This window comes from Niameybacter sp. (genome assembly GCF_036655075.1).
Classification (GTDB): Bacteria; Bacillota; Clostridia; order Lachnospirales; family Cellulosilyticaceae; genus Holtiella.
Window position 1 is genome coordinate 130,227 of sequence record NZ_JAVVQU010000001.1, and the last position, 23,384, is coordinate 153,610.

The window sequence follows — 23,384 nt, forward strand, 5'->3', positions numbered from 1 at the left end:
TTTATTTTATTTTATTTTTAAACATATATCCATGTTTATCCTTGTTGTAGTACAATAAATAAAAACCTAAGAGAATGTAAAAACTATAAAAAAGACATTCTTAAATTATGTAAGGAGGGTTTCTATTGCAATTACGCTTAAAATTACTTAGCTTATTGTTAATTCCATTCAGCCTTTTACTTTCTTACTTGTATACACTTGCCCCTGAAAAGTGGGAGCAATACTATTCTTTAGGTATCAACAAATGTACAATTCAGATTCTCAGTACTATTACTGGCATCTTTCCATTTTCTCTATTTGAATGGGGTATTTATCTCGGGCTAGGTAGCTTAATCCTCTATACTTTATATACTCTTTTTAAATGTATTACTCAATTTCAAGACTTTTTCAGACTCATCGGCACTTATGTTTTAAATATAGGCTGTATTGGTTCTATTTTATTTTTCATCTTTATTGCTTTTTGGGGAGTCAACTACAAACGTCCTCATTTTAGTGAACACTATGGTATTGAAATCGGTGAATATAGTACCGAAGAACTAGGTGAAGTCTATGCCTTCTTACTCTCAGAAGGTAGCAAAGCAAGAAGTAAGTTACCTACAGATGAAAATGGAGTAGCCTTACCACTAGGTGACTACCGAGATATCTTCAAACGTGCTCAGCTAGGATATGATGTGGCAGGAGAGAAGTTTACCGTTCTCAACGGAAATTATGGCAAAGCCAAACCCGTTCTTGCTTCTCCACTTATGAACTATACGGGTATCACAGGCATCTACTCACCTTTTACAGCTGAACCCAATGTCAACATCAGTGTACCATCTATCACAATTCCTGCTACTACTTGCCATGAGATGGCGCATCAGCGTGGCTATGGGTTTGAAAATGAATGTAACTTTATCGCTTATATTACAGCACTTTCACATCCTGACCCTGACTTCCAGTATTCAGCTTATATTATGGCCATTGCCTATACTAGTAATGCCCTTGCTACTGCAGACCGCGACTTACTTCTTTCCATCAATGCCAACATGCCTGAAGGTATTTATACAGACCTTGTGGCTATCAATACATTTTGGGATGGCTACAAAGGCGAGGTTCAAGAAGCTACAGAACAAGCCAATAATGCTTATCTTCAATCCAACGGAGTTGCAGCCGGTACCGCAAGTTATGGTGAAATGGTCAACCTAATCTTAGCCTTTTATGATAAATACTATTAATACAAAAGAGCACCTCTAGCCACTAAACCGTTGGGTCAGCAACTAGAGGTGCTTTATACGTTATGAAATCACAACAGCTACTAAACTCACTAGCATATCATAGATATCAAATAGTAAACAATAAATGTATTTTGTCCTATGCATTTTGAGCATAAAAAAATAGTAAGAACAGATTTAACCTGTTCTTACTATTTTTGCTAAGTAGCCAACTTCCCAACTATTAAAAACTGTTGTCCCTAATTGACTTTGGAAGTGCTTCACTTAGACTAGAGTCATTTTGGATTGGAATCACTTAGTACTGCATGGTTATTGCCATCGTTTCTCCAAGGGAATCAGTCCCTCCATGATCTTTTATACACGCTGACGAATATCATCTTTTTCGGAGGTGATGAACATCTTGTGTATGTTATTAGTATGTCCTATCGCAATATTTTTATGTGTCTTTTAAATTTAATTTTATAGATTACTTGCATTTTTAAGATGGTCCATTGCTAAGTAATAGGCTCCTATTACTGGTCTCTTATTTATAGGTATAAATCTAGCATTAGGTGCTACACGATGTACTTCCAACTTATAGGCATCTAAAAACAGTGAATTCTCTTCTGCAAAAGCACTCCCGCCTATGACAATTGGTACTTCTGTCCGCTGTAATCCTAAGCGCTGTATAACAGCAGCAGCTGTTCTCCCAACAGCTTGCCCATTCACAATGACAATATCTTGTGCCACCTCATCTTGCTCCCTCGCTAGCCTATACACAGTCATAGCAATTTGCACCCAGCCTTCTACTTCCTCTCCCTTTTCACGAAGCATATGGATTACCTCATTCATTGTACGTACACCTAGTACTCTTGGAATCTCATACTGCAATTTAGTAGCTTGTCCTATCCCTTCATCTGCCCTAAAGGCATGGTGCAAAGCCTCCCATGCCATTTCTGTATTACCCCCTCGATTCCCCAGTGCATATACCATATTACGTAGCTCTACTTTTTCCCCTTCCTTTGTTTTTCCCATACAACCATGTCCCATACCACATACACTTACAATACCCCAATTTTCTTTACTCCCAGCTCTTAGTACGAGCCAACAGTCATTATACACTTTAAATTCTTTCTCTCCAAATATTTCCCGACATACCTCGTCGATACACTTAAAATCTTCTTCGCAGTCTACACCAGCAAGCCCTATAATTCCAAAGACAATATCGGCTATTGTTATATTTAACTTGCTTAATGCTCTAGATATTGCGGTATCAATAGAACTCTTGGTAGTCTTTAACCCTACTGTATGATAATTAGCAGGACCACCAAATCCTTCGGCAAAAATATTTCCTTCTTCATCACCAATAATACAATGTGTTTTTGTTTCCCCACCATCTAGACCTAATAGATACATTCTTTTCCTCCTATTTTCCAATTTCTTTATATCTCTTACTTTTCCCAATAATCTCTATCCCTTATGAACTCTCTTTATCTCTTCTATTTTATTATAACATATTATAAAAATCCATTCTTTTACACCCTATTTATTACTTATTCTACTTCCCGGGAAATATTATGCCCTTTTTCATATGTTCTAGCATACATGTCTTGCTTTGAAATCTTCTACAAGTTTCTTCTAACAACAAAAAGACTGCTATCCCCCTAAAGGTATAACAGTCTTTTCTCACTTCATTTATTTCTTTTGCATGTCTAAACGTACAAGTGCTTTATGAAGTGCAATTTGTGCACGAGAAATGTCTAAGTCATTTTGTCCTAAACGTCCTTCGGCACGTTCTTTGGCTGCTTTCGCACGCTCAAAATCTATTTCCTCTTCAAGTTCTGATGCATCAGTAAGTACGACTACACGATCCTGTGTAATTTCTGCAAAGCCACCCATTGTTGTTACTTTGTGAAGTTTGCCACCCACTTTATAACGTAAAACGCCATAGCCAAGAAGTGTTACAACTGGTTCATGATCGTAGTATACACCCATATCACCTTCTAGTGTACGTAGCACGACATTATCTACTTGAATGTTTAATACTGCTCTCGTTGGTGTTATGATTTGAAGGCTTAATTTATTTTCTGCCATAGTCATCACCTACAATGTTTTTGCTTTTTCTACAGCTTCTTCGATTGTACCAACCATTAAGAATGCATTCTCTGGAAGGTCATCATGCTTACCTTCAAGAATTTCTTTGAAACCACGAATAGTTTCTTTAACTGGTACGTATTTACCTGCACTACCTGTAAATACTTCAGCTACGAAGAATGGTTGAGAAAGGAATTTTTGTACACGACGTGCACGGTTAACGACAACTCTATCTGTTTCTGAAAGTTCATCCATACCTAAGATAGCAATAATGTCTTGAAGTTCTTTATATCTTTGAAGAATTTCTTGTACATCACGTGCCACTTGGTAGTGGTCTTCACCTACAACTTGTGGGTCAAGAATACGTGATGTAGATTCAAGTGGGTCTACTGCTGGGTAGATCCCTTGTTCTACTTGTGCACGAGAAAGTACTGTTTTCGCATCAAGATGGGCGAAAGTAGTAGCTGGAGCTGGGTCAGTTAAGTCATCGGCTGGTACGTATACCGCTTGAACAGATGTAATAGACCCTTTGTTTGTTGATGTAATACGCTCTTGAAGAGCACCCATTTCAGTTGCAAGTGTTGGTTGGTAACCAACGGCACTTGGGATACGTCCAAGAAGAGCAGATACTTCAGAACCTGCTTGTACAAGACGGAAGATGTTATCTACGAATAGAAGTACGTCTTGTCCTGATTGGTCACGGAAGTATTCAGCCATTGTAAGACCAGTTAATGCAACACGCATTCTAGCCCCTGGTGGCTCGTTCATTTGTCCGAACACCATTGTTGTTTTTGAGATAACGCCTGAATCTGTCATCTCGTGGAAAAGGTCATTACCTTCTCTTGTACGCTCACCTACACCTGCGAATACAGAGAAACCACCATGCTCTGTAGCAATGTTACGGATAAGCTCTTGAATAAGTACAGTTTTACCTACACCAGCACCACCGAATAAACCGATTTTACCACCTTTAAGGTATGGACAAAGTAAGTCTACTACTTTAATCCCTGTTTCAAGAATTTCAGATTCTGTAGATAATTCTTCAAATGTAGGTGCTGCTCTATGAATAGGCCATTTCTCTACATCTGGATCTTCCTTACCATCTACTGCATCTCCTGTTACGTTAAAGATACGTCCAAGTGTTGCTGTTCCTACAGGTACACTAATTGGTAATCCTGTATCAACTGCTTCCATACCACGCACTAAACCATCTGTTGCAGACATAGCGATACATCTAACAACATCATCACCAAGATGTTGAGCAACTTCTACTACAAGTTTCTCCCCATCTTGTTTTGTGATATTGATCGCATTGTAAAGTGCAGGAAGGTTGTTTGGCGTAAACTTTATATCTAAAACAGCACCGATAATTTGAACGATATGTCCTGTGTTTTGTGCCATTAACTCTTCACTCCTTTTAATTTGATTACTTAAGGGCCGCAGCTCCACCAACGATTTCAGATAACTCTTGTGTAATCGCTGCTTGACGTGCACGGTTAGATTCAATTGCAAGCTTCTCGATCATCTCGTTAGCATTTTCTGTCGCTGAATCCATGGCTGTCATTCTAGCACCTTGTTCACTAGCATTTGACTCTACAAGACCACCGTAAATAACATCTGTTACATAACGAGGCATTAAGTAGTCAAGTACCGCTTCTGGTGAAGGCTCATAGATTAATAAATCTTTTGGTCCTTCATGTTCTACTTCTTCTATTTGTGATATATCTACTGGTAAAAGACGAATCAAAGTTGGCTCTTGTTGAATGGTAGATTTAAATGCTGTATAGGCAAAATAAACTTCCCCAACTTCACCTTTGTTGAATAAATCAATAACATAGCTTGCAATTTCTCTTGCATCACTATACGTAGGCGCCGCAGAAATACCTGATATTTCTTTTGTAATATCAAAATGTCTTGCTTTGAAGAACTCTCTTGATTTCTTACCTACTGTAATAAGACGAGCTTCGTCTTTATTTGTTATATGATTCATTACTAATTTACCAATGTTAGCATTGTAACCACCAGCAAGTCCTTTGTCTCCTGCTAAAACCACATAGCCCTTTGCACTTGACCCATTCTGTTTAAGAAGTGGTGAGTTGAGGTTTGCTGAGTTTTTAGCAATAGATTGAATAACTTTTTGTACTTCAGTAAAGAACGGTCTTGATTTAAGTGCCGCTTCTTTCGCTTTAGTTAGCTTTGATGTTGCTACAAGGTTCATAGCATTGGTAATTTGTTTGGTGCTGCTTACGCTTTTAATTCGTCCTTTAATAGCTTGTAAAGACGCCATCTACCGCACCTCTTCTTTTTAAAATATAGAGTATTAATCTAAATGATTAAGCTTTAAATTTTGACTTGAATTCTGTAACAACAGTTTTAAGTTTTTCTTCAAGCTCTTTAGTAATACCTGCTTTACCTGTAACTTCTGTAAGAAGCTCTGGATATTTTGTATGAACTGTTTCAAGTAATTGTGTTTCAAATTGCTTAACAGCTGATACCGGAATATCAATAAGGTATTTTCTTGTAGCTGCATAGAGAACGATAACTTGTTCTGCTACACTCATTGGTTTGTATTGTGGTTGTTTTAAAACTTCCATAATACGTTCACCTTGTGCTAAAGCATTTTGTGTCGCTGCATCAAGGTCAGAACCGAACTGAGCAAACGCTGCAAGAGAACGGTATTGAGCAAGTTCCACACGGATAGGACCTGCGATTTGTTTCATCGCTTTGATTTGAGCTGCACCACCAACACGTGATACTGAAAGACCTGGGTTAACCGCTGGTCTAATACCTGCATTGAAAAGTTCAGTTTCAAGGAAGATCTGTCCATCTGTAATAGAGATAACGTTTGTTGGAATATAAGCTGAGATATCCCCTGCTTGTGTTTCAATGATTGGAAGGGCTGTCATAGATCCACCGCCTCTTTCATCTGAAAGTTTAGCTGCACGCTCAAGAAGTCTTGAGTGAAGGTAGAATACATCCCCTGGATACGCCTCACGACCTGGTGGTCTATGAAGAAGTAATGCCATTGTACGGTAAGCAACCGCATGTTTAGATAAATCATCATAAACAATAAGTACATCTTTACCATTTTCCATCCATTCCTCACCAATCGCAGCGCCAGCATATGGTGCTAAGTATTGAAGTGGAGAAAGGTCACTAGCTGTTGATACTACTACTGTTGTATAGTTCATAGCATCGTGTTTTTCTAAAGTTTTAACAAGTTGAGCTACTGTTGACGCTTTTTGTCCGATAGCAACATAGATACATTTTACATCTTTACCTTTTTGGTTGATGATTGTATCAAGGGCAATAGCAGTTTTACCTGTTTGTCTATCTCCGATAATAAGCTCACGTTGTCCACGTCCGATTGGAACCATGGCATCGATTGCTTTTTCTCCTGTTTGAAGAGGTGTATCTACTGATTTTCTTTCGATAACCCCTGGAGCAATACGCTCAACAGGACGGAATGTTGTAGAGTTGATTGGGCCTTTACCATCAATTGGTTGGCCAAGAGGGTTAACAACACGACCGCTAAGTGCATCACCAACAGGTACTTCTACAATACGTCCTGTTGATTTTACGTCGCTACCTTCTTTGATGAATTGGTCAGAACCTAAAAGAACAACCCCAATGTTGTCTTCTTCTAAGTTAAGAACCATTCCGTATATGCCGCCAGTGAATTCAAGAAGTTCCCCTGCCATTGCTTTTTCGAGTCCGTGTACACGAGCGATACCGTCCCCTACTGAAATAACAGTTCCTACTTCTGATACTTCAAGGCGTGTTTTATAGTTATTAATTTGATTCTTAATAACGCTGCTGATTTCCTCTGGTCTAAGGTTCATTAAATCATTACACCCCTTTTTTATGCAAGTCGCAAATGACTTAGTTCGGATTTTAAAGCATCCATTTGACCCTTGATGCTTCCATCTACTACTTTGTCACCAACACGAATGATCATACCACCGATAAGTGATGCATCTACTGCTTGAGTGAGCTCAATCGTCTTACCTGTTCCTTGTTCAAGGTTGGCTTTAATTTGCGCTATTTGCTGATTTGTAAGTGGCATTGCAGAAGTTACGTGAGCTTGCATCAGCCCTGCATCTTCTTTTGCCATGTTTATAAATTGTGTAAGAATATCGATTAAATATCCTGTACGTGATTTTTTAATAATAAGCCCCATAAGGCCAACGAACTCATCAGATACACGCCCACTAAAGGCTTCTTCAATAAGCTCTAACTTTTGTGCTTCAACTACACTTGGATGACCAAGAAGATTCATGTACTCTGGCTCACCTTTTAAAAGTTCACAAATAGCACTTGCTTCTTCTTTAAATTTTGTCATTGCCCCTTGTTCTTTGGCAATTTCAAAGAGGGCAGTAGCATAACGGTTAACAACTATCTCAGCCACTGTACATCCCCCATCTCTTTAATCAGTTCATCAACTAATGCATTTTGTTTGTCTGCATTCATTGATTCAGCTACAAACTTACTTGCCATAAGTGTAGCAACTTCGATCATTTCTTGTTTCATCTCAGCTTGAACACGTTCTTTTTCAAGTTCAATATCTTTAAAAGCTTTAGCTTTGATGGCTTCTGCTTCGTTTTTAGCTTCGTTAATAATTTCTTCTTCACGTGCTATTGCTTTAGCTCTTGCTTCTTTTAAGATTTCTGTAGCTTCAGCTTCAATGTTAACAAGTTTGCCTTGATAATCTTTTTTAAGACCTTCAGCATCTTTTTTAGCATTAGTCGCATCGTTTACCTCAGCTGCAATCATTGCTTGACGTTTTTCTAAAAACTCACTTACTGGTTTGAAAAGTAATTTCGCTAGGATTGCAATAATTAGAAATAGAGCTAAAAGCTGCACGAACCATTCCCATCCTGTTTGCATGGAAAATTCAATAATTTTTGAGCTCAAAGGGAAATTCCCTCCTTTCTATGTCTTATACCGCTTACTCTGTTTTTATTAGCCAAGTAACTCAATGTATTTTGTGATGAGTGGGTTAGCGAATAAAAGAATAATAGCTACGATAAGACCATAGATACCTGTTGTTTCGGCAACAGCAGCACCAAGTAACATAGTACGTACTACGTCTGATTGTGCTTCTGGTTGACGACCTACTGCTTCTGCACCTTTACCAGCTGCGTATCCTTGTCCAATACCAGGTCCGATACCTGCGATCATTGCAAGACCAGCACCAATTGCTGAACATGCTAAAATTAAAGCTCTTCCATCGATTTGGTTATCCATTATGAAATCCTCCTTAAATATACATCTAATAATTTTTTAAATCCTTATGCAAATAAGTTAACGAATAATAAGAGTAATGCAATGATAAGGGCGTAAATCCCTGTTGTTTGAGCAACTGCTTGCCCAAGAAGCATTGTTCTTACGATTGCGCTTTGAAGCTTTGGTCTTTTACCAACTGCTTCTGCAGCTTTACCCGCTGCGTAGCCTTGACCAATACCAGGTCCAATACCGGCGATCATTGCAAGTCCTGCACCAAGGGCTGACGCCGCAAGTACAAGTGCAATCCCACCTTTATTAAGAAGTGGATTGGCAAATAACATAATAATGGCAATAACTAATGAGAAAATCCCTGAAGTTTCAGCAACAGCTGCCCCTAGTAACATAACTAAAGTTGCTGGCTTTCCACCGTCTTTAGGGTTTTTACCCATTGCCTCAGCTGCTTTACCCGCTGCAAAACCTTGTCCAATACCTGGCCCAATACCTGCAATCATTGCAAGTCCTGCACCAATCGCTGAAAAGGCTAAAACGAGAGCTACTGGGTCAACATTTGCCATCCATCCGAATAGGAACTCTGTATATCCCATACTTTCACCTCTTTTTTTAGTCTTCCATTGCGCTGGATACGAATGTCATGCTCAGCATAACAAAGATAAGGGTTTGTAACGCACCTGCAAACACATCGAAATATGAGTGTAGGATTGAAGGTAAACCAAGTTGTGCCCACCAAGGCATCATGGCATAATATAATCCCATGATAATGGTTCCACCTAAGATATTACCAAATAAACGGAAACTTAATGAAATTGGGTTGGCCAACTCACCAATGATGTTAAGTGGTAACAAGAATGGCATTGGTTCTAAGAATCCTTTAAGGTAGTTTGCACCTTTGGCTCTTAAACCAAAATAGTGGATCATGAAAAATGTGGTTAATGATAATGCAAATGTTGTTGCAATATCAGCAGTAGGTGGTCTTAGTCCAATTAACCCTGTTAAGTTACTTAACAAGATGAATAAAAACATAGGACCGTAGAATGCACCGAATCTTCTATTTTTCTCTCCCATTGTACTAGATGTAAAGTTATAGATAGTATCTACTAACATTTCAACAATGATTTGGAATTTGGTATCCGGAATCGTTTTGAAATTTTTAACTTTTGCACGTACAATAAGAGCAAAAATAGTTAAGACAGCCATTACTAAAAAGGTGTTAATATGTGTTGTTGTGAGACCATAAGGTTTACCATCAATTGTAAAAAACGTTACAACCTGATGAATCCCAAAGTCTAAATTTTGCTCCACCTACTCACTCTCCTTTCCATATAAATTTCTATGCTAAAGAGCTATGCTCTTGTTGCTAAAGTATTGTGTCATCTTACACCTAATTGTGCATAAGCTCCTATTTTCATAGATATGAGCCCAAAAAACACTCCTACTAGACTAACATCTTGAGATAAAGCTGCTATGAACAAAACAGCACCTGTTACAAAATAACGTAACATATAATGACGTTGCGTATAGTTTTTTGCCTTACCTTCTGGCATACTTACTGCCCTTGTAAAAGTTGTTGCCATAAGTCTAAGCTTTAGGAGTGCAATCATTAATCCTAAGAAAATGCCCGCTGTCCAAGCAACTACATTGGGTGTAAGAAATACACCTATTCCATATACAACGAGTGAAAAGGCAATCATTGTAATTTCCATTAAATGCTGTTTTATATATGCCTTATTCATCTTTTTCACCTCTCTTAGCTTCTTTTCCTACTATATAGAACAAATTGCGAAAAGCACTCCCTACCCCTAGTAAAATAAAAATAACGAGGAATAAGGGAGACTTATTCGTAACATTATCTAAGAAAATCCCTAAAAATACACATAAGAAAATAGGAATCGCCATCGAAAGGCCTACTTGTTCGAGAAGTGCTAGTGATCTTAACCAGCCTTTCTTCTTCATCTTTTCACCTACTTTTATGCGTTATAGATATAATCTGCTGGGCGAGGTGCATCTTCTTGGAAATAAGAAAGAATAGCTTCTACAATACGTCTTGAAGCTTCACCATCTCCAAATGGATTTTTGGCCTGTGCCATTTCTTTATAGATATCTTCATTTGTAAGTAACTCTTTTGTTAAGTTGTAAATGGTTTCTCTTTCTACACCTGCAAGCTTAAGTGTGCCTGCTTCAATACCTTCTGGTCTTTCTGTTACGTTACGAAGAACTAAAACAGGTTTGCCCATTGAAGGTACCTCTTCTTGAAGTCCACCTGAATCTGTAAGCACAAGATAAGATCTTTGCATTAAGTTATGCATGTCCTTAAGGTCTAGTGGTTCAATAAGGTGTACATTTTCTATATCCCCTAAAATTTCATAGGCTACATCACGAACCGCTGGGTTCTTATGAACTGCATAAACAACCTCTACATCACTAAATTCATTTGCAATCGCTTTAACTGCCTCACAAATATTACGTAAAGGTTCTCCTAAATTCTCTCTTCTATGCGCTGTCATTGTAATGACGCGTTTATTGGCATAATCTATATGATTTAAAATATCTACTGTAAAGTGATACTCCTTTGTAATCGTTGTTTTAAGTGCATCAATAACAGTATTCCCTGTTATAAAGATTGCATTCTCATCTACTGCTTCGCGAAGTAGGTTGCCTTTTGAAAGTGGTGTTGGTGAGAAATGTAAAGTCGCAATAGCACCTGCTAATTTTCTATTCATTTCTTCTGGGAACGGTTCGTATATGTTATATGTACGAAGTCCTGCTTCAACATGTCCTACTGGAATTTGTTTGTAAAAAGCCGCAAGTGCTGTTACAAATGTTGTAGATGTATCTCCATGTACAAGTACAATGTCAGGTTTGGCCTTTTCAAGGACACCTTCCATACCTTCTAATACACGTGTTGTAATGCCTGTAAGGGTTTGTCTATCTTTCATAATGTTTAAGTCATAGTCTGGCTTAATCTCAAAGATTTCTAAAACTTGGTCAAGCATTTCTCTGTGTTGTGCCGTTACACACACAAGATTCTCTATATTTTTATTTTTTTCAAGTGCTTTGACTAATGGTGCCATCTTAATGGCTTCTGGCCTTGTACCAAAAACACTCATAACACGGATTCTTTGGTCCATTTCACTACTCTCCTATTCTATTAACAATATAGTACTTATTTCTATTGTGTTTATTATATTGTAATAATATGTGCGTACTTAAAAAAACGACCTTTTTATCTTTCTTACTTTACCATTATAATCATACAATTGTAAATGGTTTGCTTATAAGTCGGATAATATTGAATCTTTTTCAATATTACACAAAACTATACTCTAGCATAACGCCACCTGCATTATACCATCTTTTGGCACACTCTGTCGAATATTATTACATCTTCTACTTTAAAAAACCACTATGCACTTTTGCATAGTGGCTTTTCTATTTAATTTCTTCCTTTTATATACATAAGTACTTCACATGAGTTTGACTTCTTTTAACTTTATTTAATGGATTTTTTCAAAAAACCTTTGAGCAATTCTTACCGTTTCCATCGCATCTTTTGCATAGAAATTGGCACCTACAAATGTAGCTAAGTCTGGTGTAAGCACTGCACCACCTACCACTACTTTACATTCAGGATATTCTCTATTTAAGCATTCTATTGTCTCTTTCATACTAGTCACTGTTGTAGTCATCAAGGCACTAAGTCCAACAAGTTCCACTTGATGTTTAAGCGCCGCCTTTACGACTTCTTCCGCGGCTACATCTTTGCCTAGGTCAATCACTGTAAACCCGTAATTTTGTAAGATAACCTTGACAATATTCTTGCCTATATCATGAATATCCCCATGGACTGTAGCCAATATGACCTTAGGGCCTCCTTGATGTGTTCCCCCGTTTTGAATCATCGCAAGCTTCAATACTTCGAAACTACTTTGAGCAGCCTCAGCTGATTTAATAAGTTGAGGTAAATAAAGCACTTGCTTCTCATAATCTTCTCCTACCTTATTGAGTGCAGGTACAATGAACTGCTCAACAATTTCAAGCGGTTCATGAGCCTTTAAATACTGTTTAGTTATCTTGTGTGCTTCATCTTTTAGCCCTTTGATAATTGCTTCTTCTAGCCCATAGTTAAGGGTAGTCGGTGCTTCTTTTGTTTGTGCTTGTTGCTTACTAAAATACTCAATGTAATCTTTAGATTCTTTATCTCTACCTACTAAAACACGGTAAGACAAGATAGCTTCTATCATCTCTTTATTTTTAGGATTTAAAATAGGTGCATCTAACCCTTGCAAAAGTGCCATTGTAAGCATTGCTTGATTTAATGCTGGTCTTGCTGGAAGACCGAAAGATACATTGCTTACGCCAAGCACCGTTTTGACACCTAGCTCTTCCTTAACCAACTTCACAGCTCTTAATGTTTCAAATACTAAATCTTGTTGTGCAGAAGCTGTCACTACTAGACAATCTATAAAGATATCTTCTACCGGAATACCATAGCCCTTAGCTGCTTCTACGATACGCCTTGCTACTTCTAAGCGTTCTTCAGCGGTTTCTGGAACACCTGTTGCATCAAGTGTAAGCCCAAGTACTGCTGCTCCATACTTCTTAGCAATAGGTAACACTGCATCTAAGCTTTCTTGTTTGCCATTTACTGAATTAATAAGGGGTTTACCATTATAAATACGCACTGCTGCCTCTAAAGCTTTCACATTAGAAGAGTCAATTTGAAGAGGCAAATCAATAACACCTTGAATGTTCTTTACTGCCTTTTTAAGCATGTCTACTTCATCAATATCTGGAAGTCCCATATTTACATCTAATAAGTCTGCGCCTTCTTCTTTTTGTTCTAGAGCAAGACGCAACACATAGTCCATATTATCTTCACGAAGTGCTTGCTGTAGCAGTTTTTTCCCTGTTGGATTCAGACGTTCACCTATTACTTTCACATCGTCAAAAAACACTGCATTTTGGCTACTACAGATTCCACATAGATGTTTTGACGTGATTTCCTTTAAAGGTATTGTATGAACTTTATCCACAACACTTCTAATATATGAGGGTGTTGTTCCACAACATCCCCCTAAAATACTCACACCCAGTGCTCTAAAGTGACCCATATAATAGGCAAACTCTTCTTCTGTAATATTATAAACAGCCTTTCCATCCTTCATATCTGGAAGACCAGCATTGGGTTGTACAAGTACAGGAATAGAAGCTAGGCTCATGAGCTTTTCTACAAGTGGTACAAGTTCTTTAGGGCCTAAGCTACAGTTAATGCCCAATGCATCTACACCTAGCGCTTCTAAAGTGAGGACCATAGCTTCTAAACTTGTTCCAAAAAAGGTTCTTCCTGTCGCTTCAAAAGTCATTGTACAGTAAATAGGTAGTTGACTGTTTTCTTTTGCTGCAAGTACCGCTGCCTTTAACTCATACAAATCTGTAAAGGTCTCAAATAAAACAAGGTCTGCACCTGCTTTTTCTCCTGCTACAACTTGTTCTTTAAACACTTCATAAGCTTCTTCAAAGCTTACATCCCCTACAGGTTCAAGTAACTTACCTGTTGAACCAATATCTAATACAACTTGTCCACTACCTCTTTTGGCTACGGCACCTCTAGCTATAGCTACGGCTTGTGTAATGACTTCTTCTACCGAATAAGACGTATCTACCATCTTATAGCGATTAGCGCCAAAGGTATTGGTTGTTACGCAGTCTGCGCCTGCCTCTAAGTAGTCAAGATGTACTGCTTCCACTAAGTCTCTATGTGTAAAGTTAAAGCGTTCTGGTACTTCACCTAACTTCAAGCCTTTACTTTGTAGTACCGTTCCCATAGCACCATCAAAAAATCTAATTGCCACACTGCTCACCTCGTTTTCTATAAATACACCGCTCTTGCATTAAGCAGTGCGCACAACTTTTATGTCTTCCTTCTTTTATATTGGATACCCCAATAAAAGCCGTTACTGATTTAAGAGGGATTAACATACCTGCCATCGTAGCAGAAATCCCTACTTTTCTTACTGTATCAAGAACACTTAGAACATCCTTTTGAACTTTCAACGGTACGTCCCCATATCCTGGACTATAGCGCATGGTGAGAAACTGTCCTTCTTCTAGCTGTTCCATAATCTCACTTTCTACATCATCACAAGCTTCTTCAATCATAACATTGGCACACCCGTTATAAATAAGTGCTTTCATCATATCTACTTGTTGCGCTGCACTAATCTTTTTGTCAATTTCATTTCCAAGGGTCACAGCCATTAGATAGAGTTTGCTAGAATGCTTTAAGATACCTGCTAAGTCTCTACTCGTTAGACCAAAGCAGACATCTTTAAGTAATATACTATTTCCCTCCAGACTCATATCTAAACACTGATAGGTTTTCCTTATGGTTACACCAGACTTCATGTCCTGATAAGCTTCTATAATTTGGTTTTTCAAGGTCTGGTCCGCCGTCAAATACGGCACATTTAAATACCTTAGTACCTCTTTTACAATCAATTCATCCTTTCTCATATCCTTATACCCTCTTTGTCTTCACAGCATAGTTAATGCCCCTAATATTCTCCATAATACGTTTAGCAATATCTGCTTGATTCATCGTATAAAGGTGAATGCCATCTACCCCTGATGCAAGTAAGTCAATAATCTGCATGGTAGCATAAGCAATCCCTGCTTCTTTTAAAGCCTGTGCATTGTGATGATAAGCTTTGACAAGTCCTTGTATCGTAACTGGAATACTGGCTCCGCAAAGGGTCACCATACGCTTTAGTTGCTTTGCTGAAGTAATTGGCATAATCCCTGCTACAATAGGTGTATGTATACCCATACTTCTTACATAGTCTCTCCATTTATAGAATACTTCATTGTCAAAGAAGAGTTGGCTAATGAGTACATCTGTCCCACAAGCTGTCTTATGTCTAAGTCGTGCTAAATCCTCTTCCATTGTAAGCGCTTCAATATGCTTTTCTGGGTAGCACGCTGCCGCCACATCAAATTTTCCGTTTTGCTTTATGTAACTTACTAAATCACTACCGTAGTTAAAGTCTCCAAGGATTGCACCTTCTGGCAAATCCCCTCGTAGTGCCAAGATATTTTCTACACCTTCGTCTTCTAGTTCTTTTAAGATTTGACTCATACTGTCTCTTGTTGCCCCTACACAAGTTAAATGAGCAAGTGGTGTAATATTGTACCTATTTTGCAAAACAGATGCAATCTGTACGGTATTGCCTCGTGTCGTTCCACCCGCTCCATACGTTACACTGATAAAGTCTGGTGAAAGTGGTGCAAGTGCATCTATGGTGCTATAAATACTTTCTATAGAAGTAGTTTGTTTCGGTGGAAAAATCTCAAAAGAAATGACTGGTTTACATTGTTCAAATATTTGGCTTATTTTCATGCTAAATCCCCTTTATATTATTCTATTTTTTAAGTACAGATACATATGAATTCTGTGCAATATAGAAACGCCATGCTTTATCTTTATATTCTTCGGCGTAATCAATATTAATTCTTTTATCTGCTATAATCTGGTCAGGCACCTCTCCATCTATAATATAGAGTGGCCCTACCTGTGTGACATCTACTTCATTTAAGCCTCTGTCTATTTCTAGTGCCTTACACAACTTTCCTGGTCCATTGGTCAAGTCCTGAAGTTTTTTAGACTTAATGGGTCTATTGGACTGACTATAAACAGTACTTACTTCATCTAAAGGTTCTACCGCTCGTATAAGTACACAATGAGGCGTACCTTCTTCATTAGCAGCAATATTTAAGCAATTATACATACCGTAGATTAAATACACATAGGTTCTTCCTCCTATTCCAAAGAGAGGTTTAGTCCTTGTGGTTGGCTTTCCTCCATAGACATGAGCACCTTTGTCTTCTACGCCCATATAAGCTTCTGTCTCTACAATTTTGAATGCATATTGCTGCCCATCTTTTTCCCTTATGAGCACTTTACCCAATAACGCTTTTGCTACTGTTAGCCCATCTTGCAAGTAAAAATCACGTTTCAGGATGTCTTTCACTTCTTCCTTTCCTCCCTTCTTCTTTTAGCTGGTCTTGCATGTTTCATATCTTGATAAAGTGCATTCATTTCTGCACCAATAAGTACAAGCATACCACTCATATAGAGCCATATAATTAAAATAAAGATGCTTCCAATACTGCCATACATTTGATTGTATTTACTAAACTTATCTACATACAAAGAAAATAAATAAGAAAAGGCATACCATGCCACACTTGCAAACAAGGTTCCTGGCCATACATTTCCATCTCGAAGATGCTTTCTAGGTACAAACTTATAAATAATATAGAGTGCTACTAGCAATGCACCTACTGGTAGTGTAAAACGTATGAAATCCCACAACACCCGATAGCTTTGCCACTGTATCCCTACCTTATGAATAATATATTCGCCAATGCGATTTCCAAAGACTAGGAGAACAATCATACCGGCTATGAGCACCGCTAACATAAGTGCATAGAACATAGCAACAAGCTTTCTCACCCAAAAGGCTCTCTCATCTACTGCACTATACGCCTTATGAATACCTCTAATAAGCGCATTTACCCCTGCTGATGCAGACCACATGGCTGCAATAGCACTCACAGAAAGTAAGGTAGCACTACGGTATTCAATTAATTGGTTTATAGTCTGTTCAATAAAAGGCATAATGGCTGCTGGAATAACATCTGCAATATATTTCATAAACTCACTCTGTGCAATATTAGTAAAAGTTAAAATAGAAATAACCATCAGTAAAAATGGAAAAAAAGCCAGAATCCAATAATAGGTAATCTGAGCACTTCTTGAGGCAATCTCATGACCAATATAACGCTTTTTCATCTTCAGTATATATTCAATGAAATACTTAATATTTTCCAAATCAATTCCTCACTTCTTGATGTACAATCTCATATTCAGTATATCTCTACTTAACGAGTAGTATACTTATTTTGATAAATCTTTTTTTAACTATATCATAATTTAAACTTGTATAAAAGATTTTACTTTTATCTGCGCATATAAAAAAACACGAGCCTAAGCTCGTGTATCTTTTGTTTTATTTATTTCTAATTTCTTTTGCTTTACGTTTCATCTTGTTCATAAGGCCTTCTTTTTGTGGTGTAGGAAGCTTTCCTGAAACCACATTAACAAGCATAATCCCTGCTACTTCAGCCTTAATTTGTTTTTTTACAGGTACTGTATTGTACACTACTTCATCACACATAAGTGTTACAATTTGTGGACCTGCTTTTGCAATAACAACTGGCATTTTTCTTTTACGTTGCATCTTTGGCATTTGCTCTTTTACTTGTTTAGGAAGTTTTAAATTATCTATTTTATCTTTTTTCTTATCAATAATAAATAGCGGTACGACTTGCTTATGTTGATTTACAAGTTGTTGTTGCTCATCATATCTTTTCTGTAATTTCTTACCCCAAAAATAAAGTCCAGCACCGACTGCTGCAATTACTACTACCCATATTAAAACGAACATCCAGGTTTCCATTTCATACCTCCTTGTACAACTTAATCTGCAAATAGTATAGCATATAACCGAATATACCACAATATGAATAACATATTAGTTTTTATCTTACAAAAAGGCGGTAAAACTATGCTTATTTTTCTCTTAATACTTTCTCTTTTTATCAATCTGAGTCTGATTGGTTATATGATTTTTATAGAACATAAAAACGTTATGGCCACCTGGGCATGGCTCATGGTACTGCTCTTTATACCTTTTCTAGGCTTTTTTGCCTATCTCTTCTTTGGGCAAAGCATGAAGAAGCGTAGAATGTTTAATCAAAAGGAAGAATCTGACCGCTACATGCATCTTTTGCATAAGGAAATTCACAAAGATTCTTGTAGCTATTGTAACAATAAATCATGTTCTAGTTGCTATGACTACAAACTCCTTCACTTCCTTCTTGTCGGTCATGAGTCAGTCTACACCTGTGACAACCAAATAACCCTCTTTGTTGATGGAAAGAATAAGTTTGATACCCTTTTTGAAGATATTGCACACGCCAAAAAGTATGTCCACTTAGAATACTATATTATACATGATGATGCACTGGGTAGGCACTTCAAAGACCTTCTCATTCAAAAAGCAAAAGAAGGTGTAGAAGTGTCTCTTCTCTATGATGGTATGGGCTGCATTAAAACACCTATTCACTACTTCAAAGAACTCATCTTAGGTGGTGTGCACCTCACTTGCTTTTCCCCACCCTTTACACCTTGGCCAAACCTTCACTTCAATTATCGCAACCACCGTAAGCTTTGTACCATTGATGATACCTTATCCTATATTGGTGGCTTCAATATAGGTGACGAGTATTTAGGCAAGAGTAAAAAAATGGGTTACTGGCGTGATACCCATATTAAAATAGTAGGAAGTAGCACCTTGCTATGCAACCTCCAGTTTCTACTGGACTGGCGCTTTGCCACAAAGAACACCCACTACCTAGACACCTATGACCTACCTCAACTTTCTCCCCTTTGCCACGCTACAGGTGCTGTTATTCAACTTGTTGCAAGTGGACCTGATTCGAAGCTTCCAGCTATTCGTAATGGCTATATTCAAATGATCAATGAAGCCCATACGAGTATCTGGATTCAAACACCTTACTTTGTCCCTGACGATGCACTACTTACTGCACTCAAACTCGCAAGTCTCTCAGGTATTGATGTGCGTATCATGATTCCCAATAAGCCAGACCACATGTGTGTATACTGGGCAACTTACTCCTACATTGGGGAGTTACTCGCCTGTGGTGCCAAAGCCTACACTTATGAAAAAGGATTTTTACATTCAAAAACTATTGTTATAGATGAAAATCTCTCCTCTGTTGGAACCGCAAACTTTGATATGCGAAGTTTGAATCTTAACTTTGAGATGAATGCCTTTATCTATGACAAAAGCTTCGCCAAATCACTTAGCGAAGCTTTCTGCAAAGACTTATTAGATTGTCATCCACTTACTTTAGAAACTTATTTAAATCGGTCTCATAAAATTATTTTTAAAGAATCTATCTCTAGACTCTTCTCACCTATTCTTTAATACATGCCAATCACAATGTCGGTGTTGGACCTTTTCACACGACAGTGTGTAGCGTCTTCTTGAATATACTTCACTAGATTGCCCATTATCACTTTGGCACCTGGATGAAGTATATTTTTAACTCTCTTGAGAGTTATTCCGTAATTTCTGCTAATAATGCTCTTACTATATCTTCAACATGTTGTGGTAATTTCTTTTTCTCTTCTGCTGTTAAAGCTGCTACATCAATAGGTTTCCCTACATTTACATAAACCGTTGCTTTTTGTATCCATTTCTTTTCTTCAAGGACTTTATAACTATTTTGAATAGCTATTGGTACAATTGGTACATTTGCCTTCGTTGCAAGTTTAAAGCTACCTGCCTTAAAACTACCCATTTCAGGTCCTTTTTGACGTGTGCCCTCTGGGAAAATGACTACAGATTGACCTTGTTTAAGTTCATCTATACCGTCTAAAATCGCCTTCATAGATTGTTTCATGTCATCTCTTACAATATAAATACATCCCATTGCATCAAACCAATCACCAATCACTGGCATCTTCTTTGTTTCATCTTTCCCAATAAAAATAGCTGGATCCTTATCTATCAATGTTGCCATAATAGGGCTATCATACAGGCCTTTGTGGTTAGCCATGTACACAACTGGGCCATGCTCAGGTAAGTTCTCTTTTCCCTTGATAACTAGCTCTGTGCCTGCAGCACGTATCATTCTACGACTAAGTTCTCTCATAATCTCATAGATTTTTGCACGATAAGCTTGTTTCGTTGCACAGTCTAACGCCTTGTTATCTACACGATACTTCTTACGTTTAGAAGTAAACGTTAAATAATGAAATCCCATTGTCCATAATACCCAAATTCCTCTTAGCACATGCTCACTCCTTTTATTCAGTTTTGTACTCGTCTAGCATACGTTCTTTTAAGTAATACAAGTCGTCCGATAAGTCTACAGGAATATTTGCTGGATTGATTAAACGTTTTTGCTCGTCCCATAATCTTTCTAACTCTTCCCTCGCATAGGCACGAATGTCCATTGTTTTTGGTGAATCATAAATACACTCACCTTTTCTAAAGATTGGTACAAGTAAGTCCCTCATTGTATATTGGCCAGCTTTAAGCTGCATTTTTTTCCATCTTGCCTTAGGGTCACGTACAACAATATCTTGATTTACATCAAAAGTTTCCTCTTCTAAAGCAATTAAATCCACTTTAACCTTATTTGTATGCTTATCATAAATGCGAATAACCTTTTTAATACCAGGATTAGTTACTTTCTCTGGGTTGTCAGAGATTTTGATTTTAGGTTTGAAGCTATCAGCATCTTGACGTTCTGCTGCTAACTTATAAATTCCACCGAAAGATGGGCAGTCATCAGACGTAATAAGCTTTGTACCAACCCCCCATAAAGTGATTGCTGCACCTTGACGTTTAAGGTCTGCTATCAGGTACTCATCTAAGTCACAAGATGCACTAATCACAGCATCTTTATAGCCTGCTTCATCTAACATTTTTCTTGCACACTTAGATAAGTAAGCAAGGTCTCCACTATCTAGTCTAATCCCAAATGAAGTGGAGATAATGCCCGCTTCTTTCATTTCATCAAATACTTTAATCGCATTGGGTACACCTTGTCCTAAAGTATCATAAGTATCTACAAGCAAAATACATTTGTTAGGGAAAATTTTAGCATAAGCACGGAAAGCATCTATTTCAGTTGGGAAACTCATAACCCAGCTATGTGCATGTGTGCCTGCTACTGGTACATCAAACATCTGACCTGTTAATACGTTAGAGGTTGCATGACATCCTCCAATGATTGCCGCTCTTGCACCATAGAGTCCAGCATCTGGTCCTTGAGCACGACGAAGTCCAAATTCAAGCACTGTATCGCCTTCTGCCGCTCTTACAACCCTTGCAGCTTTAGTAGCAATGAGGCTTTGGTGGTTGATTAAATTGAGTAAAGTTGTCTCAATAAACTGGGCTTCAAAAATAGGCGCCTTAATACGCATGAGTGGCTCTCCTGGAAGTACGACTGTACCTTCTGGAATCGCATCAATATTTCCTGTAAATTTAAAGTGACTTAAATACTCTAAAAAGTCCTTGCTAAAAATGCCTAGTGAATCTAAGTACGCAATGTCTTCTGTTTTAAAGTGAAGGTTTTTAATATAATCTATTGCTTGTTCGAGTCCACAACAAATAGCGTAGCCATTGCCTGATGGATTTTTTCTATAAAATAAGTCAAATACTACTTCATGGTTATTTACATCGTTTTCAAAATATCCTTGCATCATAGTCAGTTGATAAAGGTCTGTTAACAACGTAAGATTTCTATTACTCATACAATCTATCTCCTATTCATTTGTAAATATACTATAGATGTCTACCCTTAAGTCTGCTAATATTATTATATCATAGAAATAATTATTTGTAGATTAAATGGTTATACTCTTTTTTAGCACTATTTGTCCACATTATGGCATATATTTTAGAGGAAAGGAGTGGATAAGTGATATATGATTGCACAACTTGTGGATTACCTTATGAATTTAGCGGGTCATCTTGGTTATTTAGGCATTATTTTTATTGTAGGCTTAGAATATGCGTGCTTCCCTTTGCCTAGCGAAATTGTACTACCCTTCGTAGGTATGGGTATGGCCTCTGGCACTTATGGTGTTGTAAATGGTTTTTTGGCAAGTATACTTGGGGCAATGTTTGGTACAATGATAGCCTATTATATTGGCTATATCGGAGGTGTTCCTCTTATAGAGTGGTCCAAGCATCGTTTTCCAAAAACAAAGAAGACACTCATTGCTTTAGACAAATGGTTCAATAAGTACGGTAACTTTGCTGTATTCATCACACGTATTTTTCCTCTAACACGTACTTATGTATCTTTCCTTGCTGGTAGCCAAAAGCTAGATTTACTTTCCTTTATGGGATATTCCTTCTTAGGGATTTTCCTCTGGAATAGTGCTCTCATTAGTTTGGGTTACTTCTTAGGTAACAACTTAGACCTTATAGATAACATACTTAAAAAATATAGTGTTGTTGCTTGTAGCATGCTCATTCTTGCCGTTATTTATTTTGTCTACAAAAAGCTTAAAGAAAAAAAAGGAACCGCTAGAGTCTAAGCTCTGTAGGTTCCTTCTTTTTATTGTCTCTTTTATTATTACTTCTTCTACTATTTATGCCCTTGTTTATTCTTCTTAATATAAATGGTCAAAGCTCTTATTGCTTGTACCAGCAGGACAATGATTCCCCCTACAAAGAATAGGATAAAGGCTATGGCAAATAATTGCACAAACCATTCCCATCCTGTTTGCATACTGACCTCTATGATTTTACTCTCCACCTTTTCCCCTCCTGGATTAATAGCTGAATAACTAAAGATGCTCTCTTAATTTAATGATTAAATATTTTATGCGAGAGGTCCAGCCGGCGCTGCATGTGCGATATCCCTTCCGCTTTTACTCACTTAGGCTAAGAGGCTGTAAATTCAGTGTTCATACTTCAAGAATTCTCCCTCTAGTAATCTTGAAACAACTTTACATCCACCTAAATCAAACAAGACATTCTTATCTTCAGAATAAAGATGTTTAATCCCTTAATTTTTTTATGTCTTCTAGTGGAAGTCCTAGCTTCCTAGCAATGACTTCATCTTCTAAAATATCTAACAGGGCTTTTGCAGCTTCTAGTTTTCCTTCTAGTTTTCCTTCCAGTTTTCCTTCCAGTTTTCCCATTTCCCTTGCTTGGTTCTTTTCTTCTTGAAGGGTCTTTGTAATGT

Annotated in this window: 26 protein-coding genes and 1 pseudogene; 3 read left to right on the plus strand and 24 right to left on the minus strand. The window is 37.6% G+C overall.

What is annotated here, in order from left to right:
- Positions 1 to 125: 125 nt before the first annotated feature.
- Entirely contained in the window at positions 126 to 1,214 is a 1,089-nt protein-coding gene (locus tag RRY75_RS00645; protein ID WP_332492481.1) for a DUF3810 domain-containing protein, read from the plus strand.
- 456 nt (positions 1,215 to 1,670) lie between these two features.
- On the opposite strand, the gene RRY75_RS00650 is transcribed toward RRY75_RS00645, so the two are convergent.
- The 20 genes and pseudogenes from RRY75_RS00650 to RRY75_RS00740 form a co-directional block, all read right to left on the minus strand.
- Positions 1,671 to 2,606: a BadF/BadG/BcrA/BcrD ATPase family protein gene (locus RRY75_RS00650; protein ID WP_332492479.1), complete on the minus strand. Its 936-nt coding sequence runs from the start codon at positions 2,604 to 2,606 to the stop codon at positions 1,671 to 1,673.
- A 279-nt stretch (positions 2,607 to 2,885) separates the two neighbouring features.
- Positions 2,886 to 3,284, minus strand: coding sequence for a F0F1 ATP synthase subunit epsilon (locus tag RRY75_RS00655; RefSeq protein WP_332492477.1), 399 nt, complete (start codon positions 3,282 to 3,284; stop codon positions 2,886 to 2,888).
- A gap of 9 nt (positions 3,285 to 3,293) precedes the next feature.
- Positions 3,294 to 4,685, minus strand: coding sequence for a F0F1 ATP synthase subunit beta (gene atpD, locus RRY75_RS00660; protein WP_332492475.1), 1,392 nt, complete (start codon positions 4,683 to 4,685; stop codon positions 3,294 to 3,296).
- Between the two features lie 25 nt (positions 4,686 to 4,710).
- Positions 4,711 to 5,571, minus strand: coding sequence for an ATP synthase F1 subunit gamma (gene atpG / locus RRY75_RS00665; protein WP_332492473.1), 861 nt, complete (start codon positions 5,569 to 5,571; stop codon positions 4,711 to 4,713).
- A 46-nt stretch (positions 5,572 to 5,617) separates the two neighbouring features.
- A complete protein-coding gene (atpA, locus tag RRY75_RS00670) occupies positions 5,618 to 7,126 on the minus strand; it encodes a F0F1 ATP synthase subunit alpha (RefSeq protein ID WP_332492471.1) in 1,509 nt (502 codons plus the stop codon).
- 20 nt (positions 7,127 to 7,146) lie between these two features.
- Positions 7,147 to 7,692: a F0F1 ATP synthase subunit delta gene (locus RRY75_RS00675; RefSeq protein ID WP_332492469.1), complete on the minus strand. Its 546-nt coding sequence runs from the start codon at positions 7,690 to 7,692 to the stop codon at positions 7,147 to 7,149.
- Positions 7,680 to 8,198: a F0F1 ATP synthase subunit B gene (gene atpF, locus RRY75_RS00680; RefSeq protein ID WP_332492467.1), complete on the minus strand. Its 519-nt coding sequence runs from the start codon at positions 8,196 to 8,198 to the stop codon at positions 7,680 to 7,682. The genes RRY75_RS00675 and atpF overlap by 13 nt, the downstream gene beginning before the upstream one ends.
- Before the next feature lie 48 nt (positions 8,199 to 8,246).
- Positions 8,247 to 8,531: an ATP synthase F0 subunit C gene (gene atpE / locus RRY75_RS00685; RefSeq protein WP_053983170.1), complete on the minus strand. Its 285-nt coding sequence runs from the start codon at positions 8,529 to 8,531 to the stop codon at positions 8,247 to 8,249.
- Positions 8,532 to 8,575: 44 nt separating this feature from the next.
- On the minus strand, positions 8,576 to 8,815 hold the full coding sequence (gene atpE, locus RRY75_RS14180; RefSeq protein WP_334309713.1) for an ATP synthase F0 subunit C: 240 nt from the start codon (positions 8,813 to 8,815) through the stop codon (positions 8,576 to 8,578).
- A 6-nt stretch (positions 8,816 to 8,821) separates the two neighbouring features.
- A pseudogene (locus RRY75_RS14185) lies at positions 8,822 to 9,085 on the minus strand (ATP synthase Fo subunit C); the annotation flags it as partial.
- Between the two features lie 46 nt (positions 9,086 to 9,131).
- On the minus strand, positions 9,132 to 9,830 hold the full coding sequence (atpB, locus tag RRY75_RS00695; protein ID WP_332492460.1) for a F0F1 ATP synthase subunit A: 699 nt from the start codon (positions 9,828 to 9,830) through the stop codon (positions 9,132 to 9,134).
- Between the two features lie 68 nt (positions 9,831 to 9,898).
- Positions 9,899 to 10,261: an ATP synthase subunit I gene (locus tag RRY75_RS00700; RefSeq protein WP_332492459.1), complete on the minus strand. Its 363-nt coding sequence runs from the start codon at positions 10,259 to 10,261 to the stop codon at positions 9,899 to 9,901.
- Positions 10,254 to 10,481 (minus strand): AtpZ/AtpI family protein, encoded by a 228-nt coding sequence (locus RRY75_RS00705; protein WP_332492457.1) that lies wholly within the window; start codon positions 10,479 to 10,481, stop codon positions 10,254 to 10,256. Before RRY75_RS00705 ends, RRY75_RS00700 begins: the two co-directional genes overlap by 8 nt.
- Positions 10,482 to 10,495: 14 nt before the next feature.
- Positions 10,496 to 11,656, minus strand: a complete 1,161-nt coding sequence (gene wecB / locus RRY75_RS00710) for a non-hydrolyzing UDP-N-acetylglucosamine 2-epimerase (protein ID WP_332492455.1) — start codon at positions 11,654 to 11,656, stop codon at positions 10,496 to 10,498.
- Between the two features lie 366 nt (positions 11,657 to 12,022).
- Positions 12,023 to 14,380 carry a homocysteine S-methyltransferase family protein gene (locus RRY75_RS00715; protein ID WP_332492453.1) on the minus strand — a complete coding sequence of 786 codons (2,358 nt, stop codon included), beginning with the start codon at positions 14,378 to 14,380 and terminating at the stop codon, positions 12,023 to 12,025.
- The gene (locus tag RRY75_RS00720) at positions 14,370 to 15,041 is read right to left on the minus strand and encodes a hypothetical protein (RefSeq protein ID WP_332492451.1); all 672 of its coding nucleotides are present in this window, start codon (positions 15,039 to 15,041) and stop codon (positions 14,370 to 14,372) included. Before RRY75_RS00720 ends, RRY75_RS00715 begins: the two co-directional genes overlap by 11 nt.
- 4 nt (positions 15,042 to 15,045) lie before the next feature.
- Positions 15,046 to 15,924: a methylenetetrahydrofolate reductase [NAD(P)H] gene (gene metF, locus RRY75_RS00725; protein ID WP_332492449.1), complete on the minus strand. Its 879-nt coding sequence runs from the start codon at positions 15,922 to 15,924 to the stop codon at positions 15,046 to 15,048.
- 22 nt (positions 15,925 to 15,946) lie between these two features.
- Positions 15,947 to 16,555 carry a DNA-3-methyladenine glycosylase gene (locus tag RRY75_RS00730; RefSeq protein ID WP_332715369.1) on the minus strand — a complete coding sequence of 203 codons (609 nt, stop codon included), beginning with the start codon at positions 16,553 to 16,555 and terminating at the stop codon, positions 15,947 to 15,949.
- Positions 16,552 to 17,418, minus strand: a complete 867-nt coding sequence (locus RRY75_RS00735; protein ID WP_332492445.1) for a YihY/virulence factor BrkB family protein — start codon at positions 17,416 to 17,418, stop codon at positions 16,552 to 16,554. The genes RRY75_RS00730 and RRY75_RS00735 overlap by 4 nt, the downstream gene beginning before the upstream one ends.
- A 178-nt stretch (positions 17,419 to 17,596) precedes the next feature.
- On the minus strand, positions 17,597 to 18,046 hold the full coding sequence (locus tag RRY75_RS00740) for a hypothetical protein (protein ID WP_332492443.1): 450 nt from the start codon (positions 18,044 to 18,046) through the stop codon (positions 17,597 to 17,599).
- A 108-nt stretch (positions 18,047 to 18,154) separates the two neighbouring features.
- Here RRY75_RS00740 and cls point away from each other — a divergent pair, with 108 nt between their 5' ends.
- The gene (gene cls, locus RRY75_RS00745; protein WP_332492441.1) at positions 18,155 to 19,600 is read left to right on the plus strand and encodes a cardiolipin synthase; all 1,446 of its coding nucleotides are present in this window, start codon (positions 18,155 to 18,157) and stop codon (positions 19,598 to 19,600) included.
- Between the two features lie 133 nt (positions 19,601 to 19,733).
- On the opposite strand, the gene RRY75_RS00750 is transcribed toward cls, so the two are convergent.
- Positions 19,734 to 20,471, minus strand: coding sequence for a lysophospholipid acyltransferase family protein (locus RRY75_RS00750; protein WP_332492439.1), 738 nt, complete (start codon positions 20,469 to 20,471; stop codon positions 19,734 to 19,736).
- Positions 20,472 to 20,484: 13 nt separating this feature from the next.
- Entirely contained in the window at positions 20,485 to 21,939 is a 1,455-nt protein-coding gene (locus tag RRY75_RS00755; protein WP_332492437.1) for a nicotinate phosphoribosyltransferase, read from the minus strand.
- 174 nt (positions 21,940 to 22,113) lie between these two features.
- On the opposite strand from RRY75_RS00755, the gene RRY75_RS00760 reads away from it, so the two are divergent.
- On the plus strand, positions 22,114 to 22,731 hold the full coding sequence (locus RRY75_RS00760) for a DedA family protein (protein ID WP_332492436.1): 618 nt from the start codon (positions 22,114 to 22,116) through the stop codon (positions 22,729 to 22,731).
- Between the two features lie 50 nt (positions 22,732 to 22,781).
- Here RRY75_RS00760 and RRY75_RS00765 read toward each other — a convergent pair whose 3' ends face one another.
- Together RRY75_RS00765 and RRY75_RS00770 are read right to left on the minus strand one after the other, a co-directional pair.
- Positions 22,782 to 22,952 carry a hypothetical protein gene (locus tag RRY75_RS00765; protein WP_332492434.1) on the minus strand — a complete coding sequence of 57 codons (171 nt, stop codon included), beginning with the start codon at positions 22,950 to 22,952 and terminating at the stop codon, positions 22,782 to 22,784.
- A gap of 244 nt (positions 22,953 to 23,196) precedes the next feature.
- The coding region (locus RRY75_RS00770) for a hypothetical protein (RefSeq protein WP_332527411.1) at positions 23,197 to 23,384 on the minus strand (188 nt) is incomplete at its 5' end.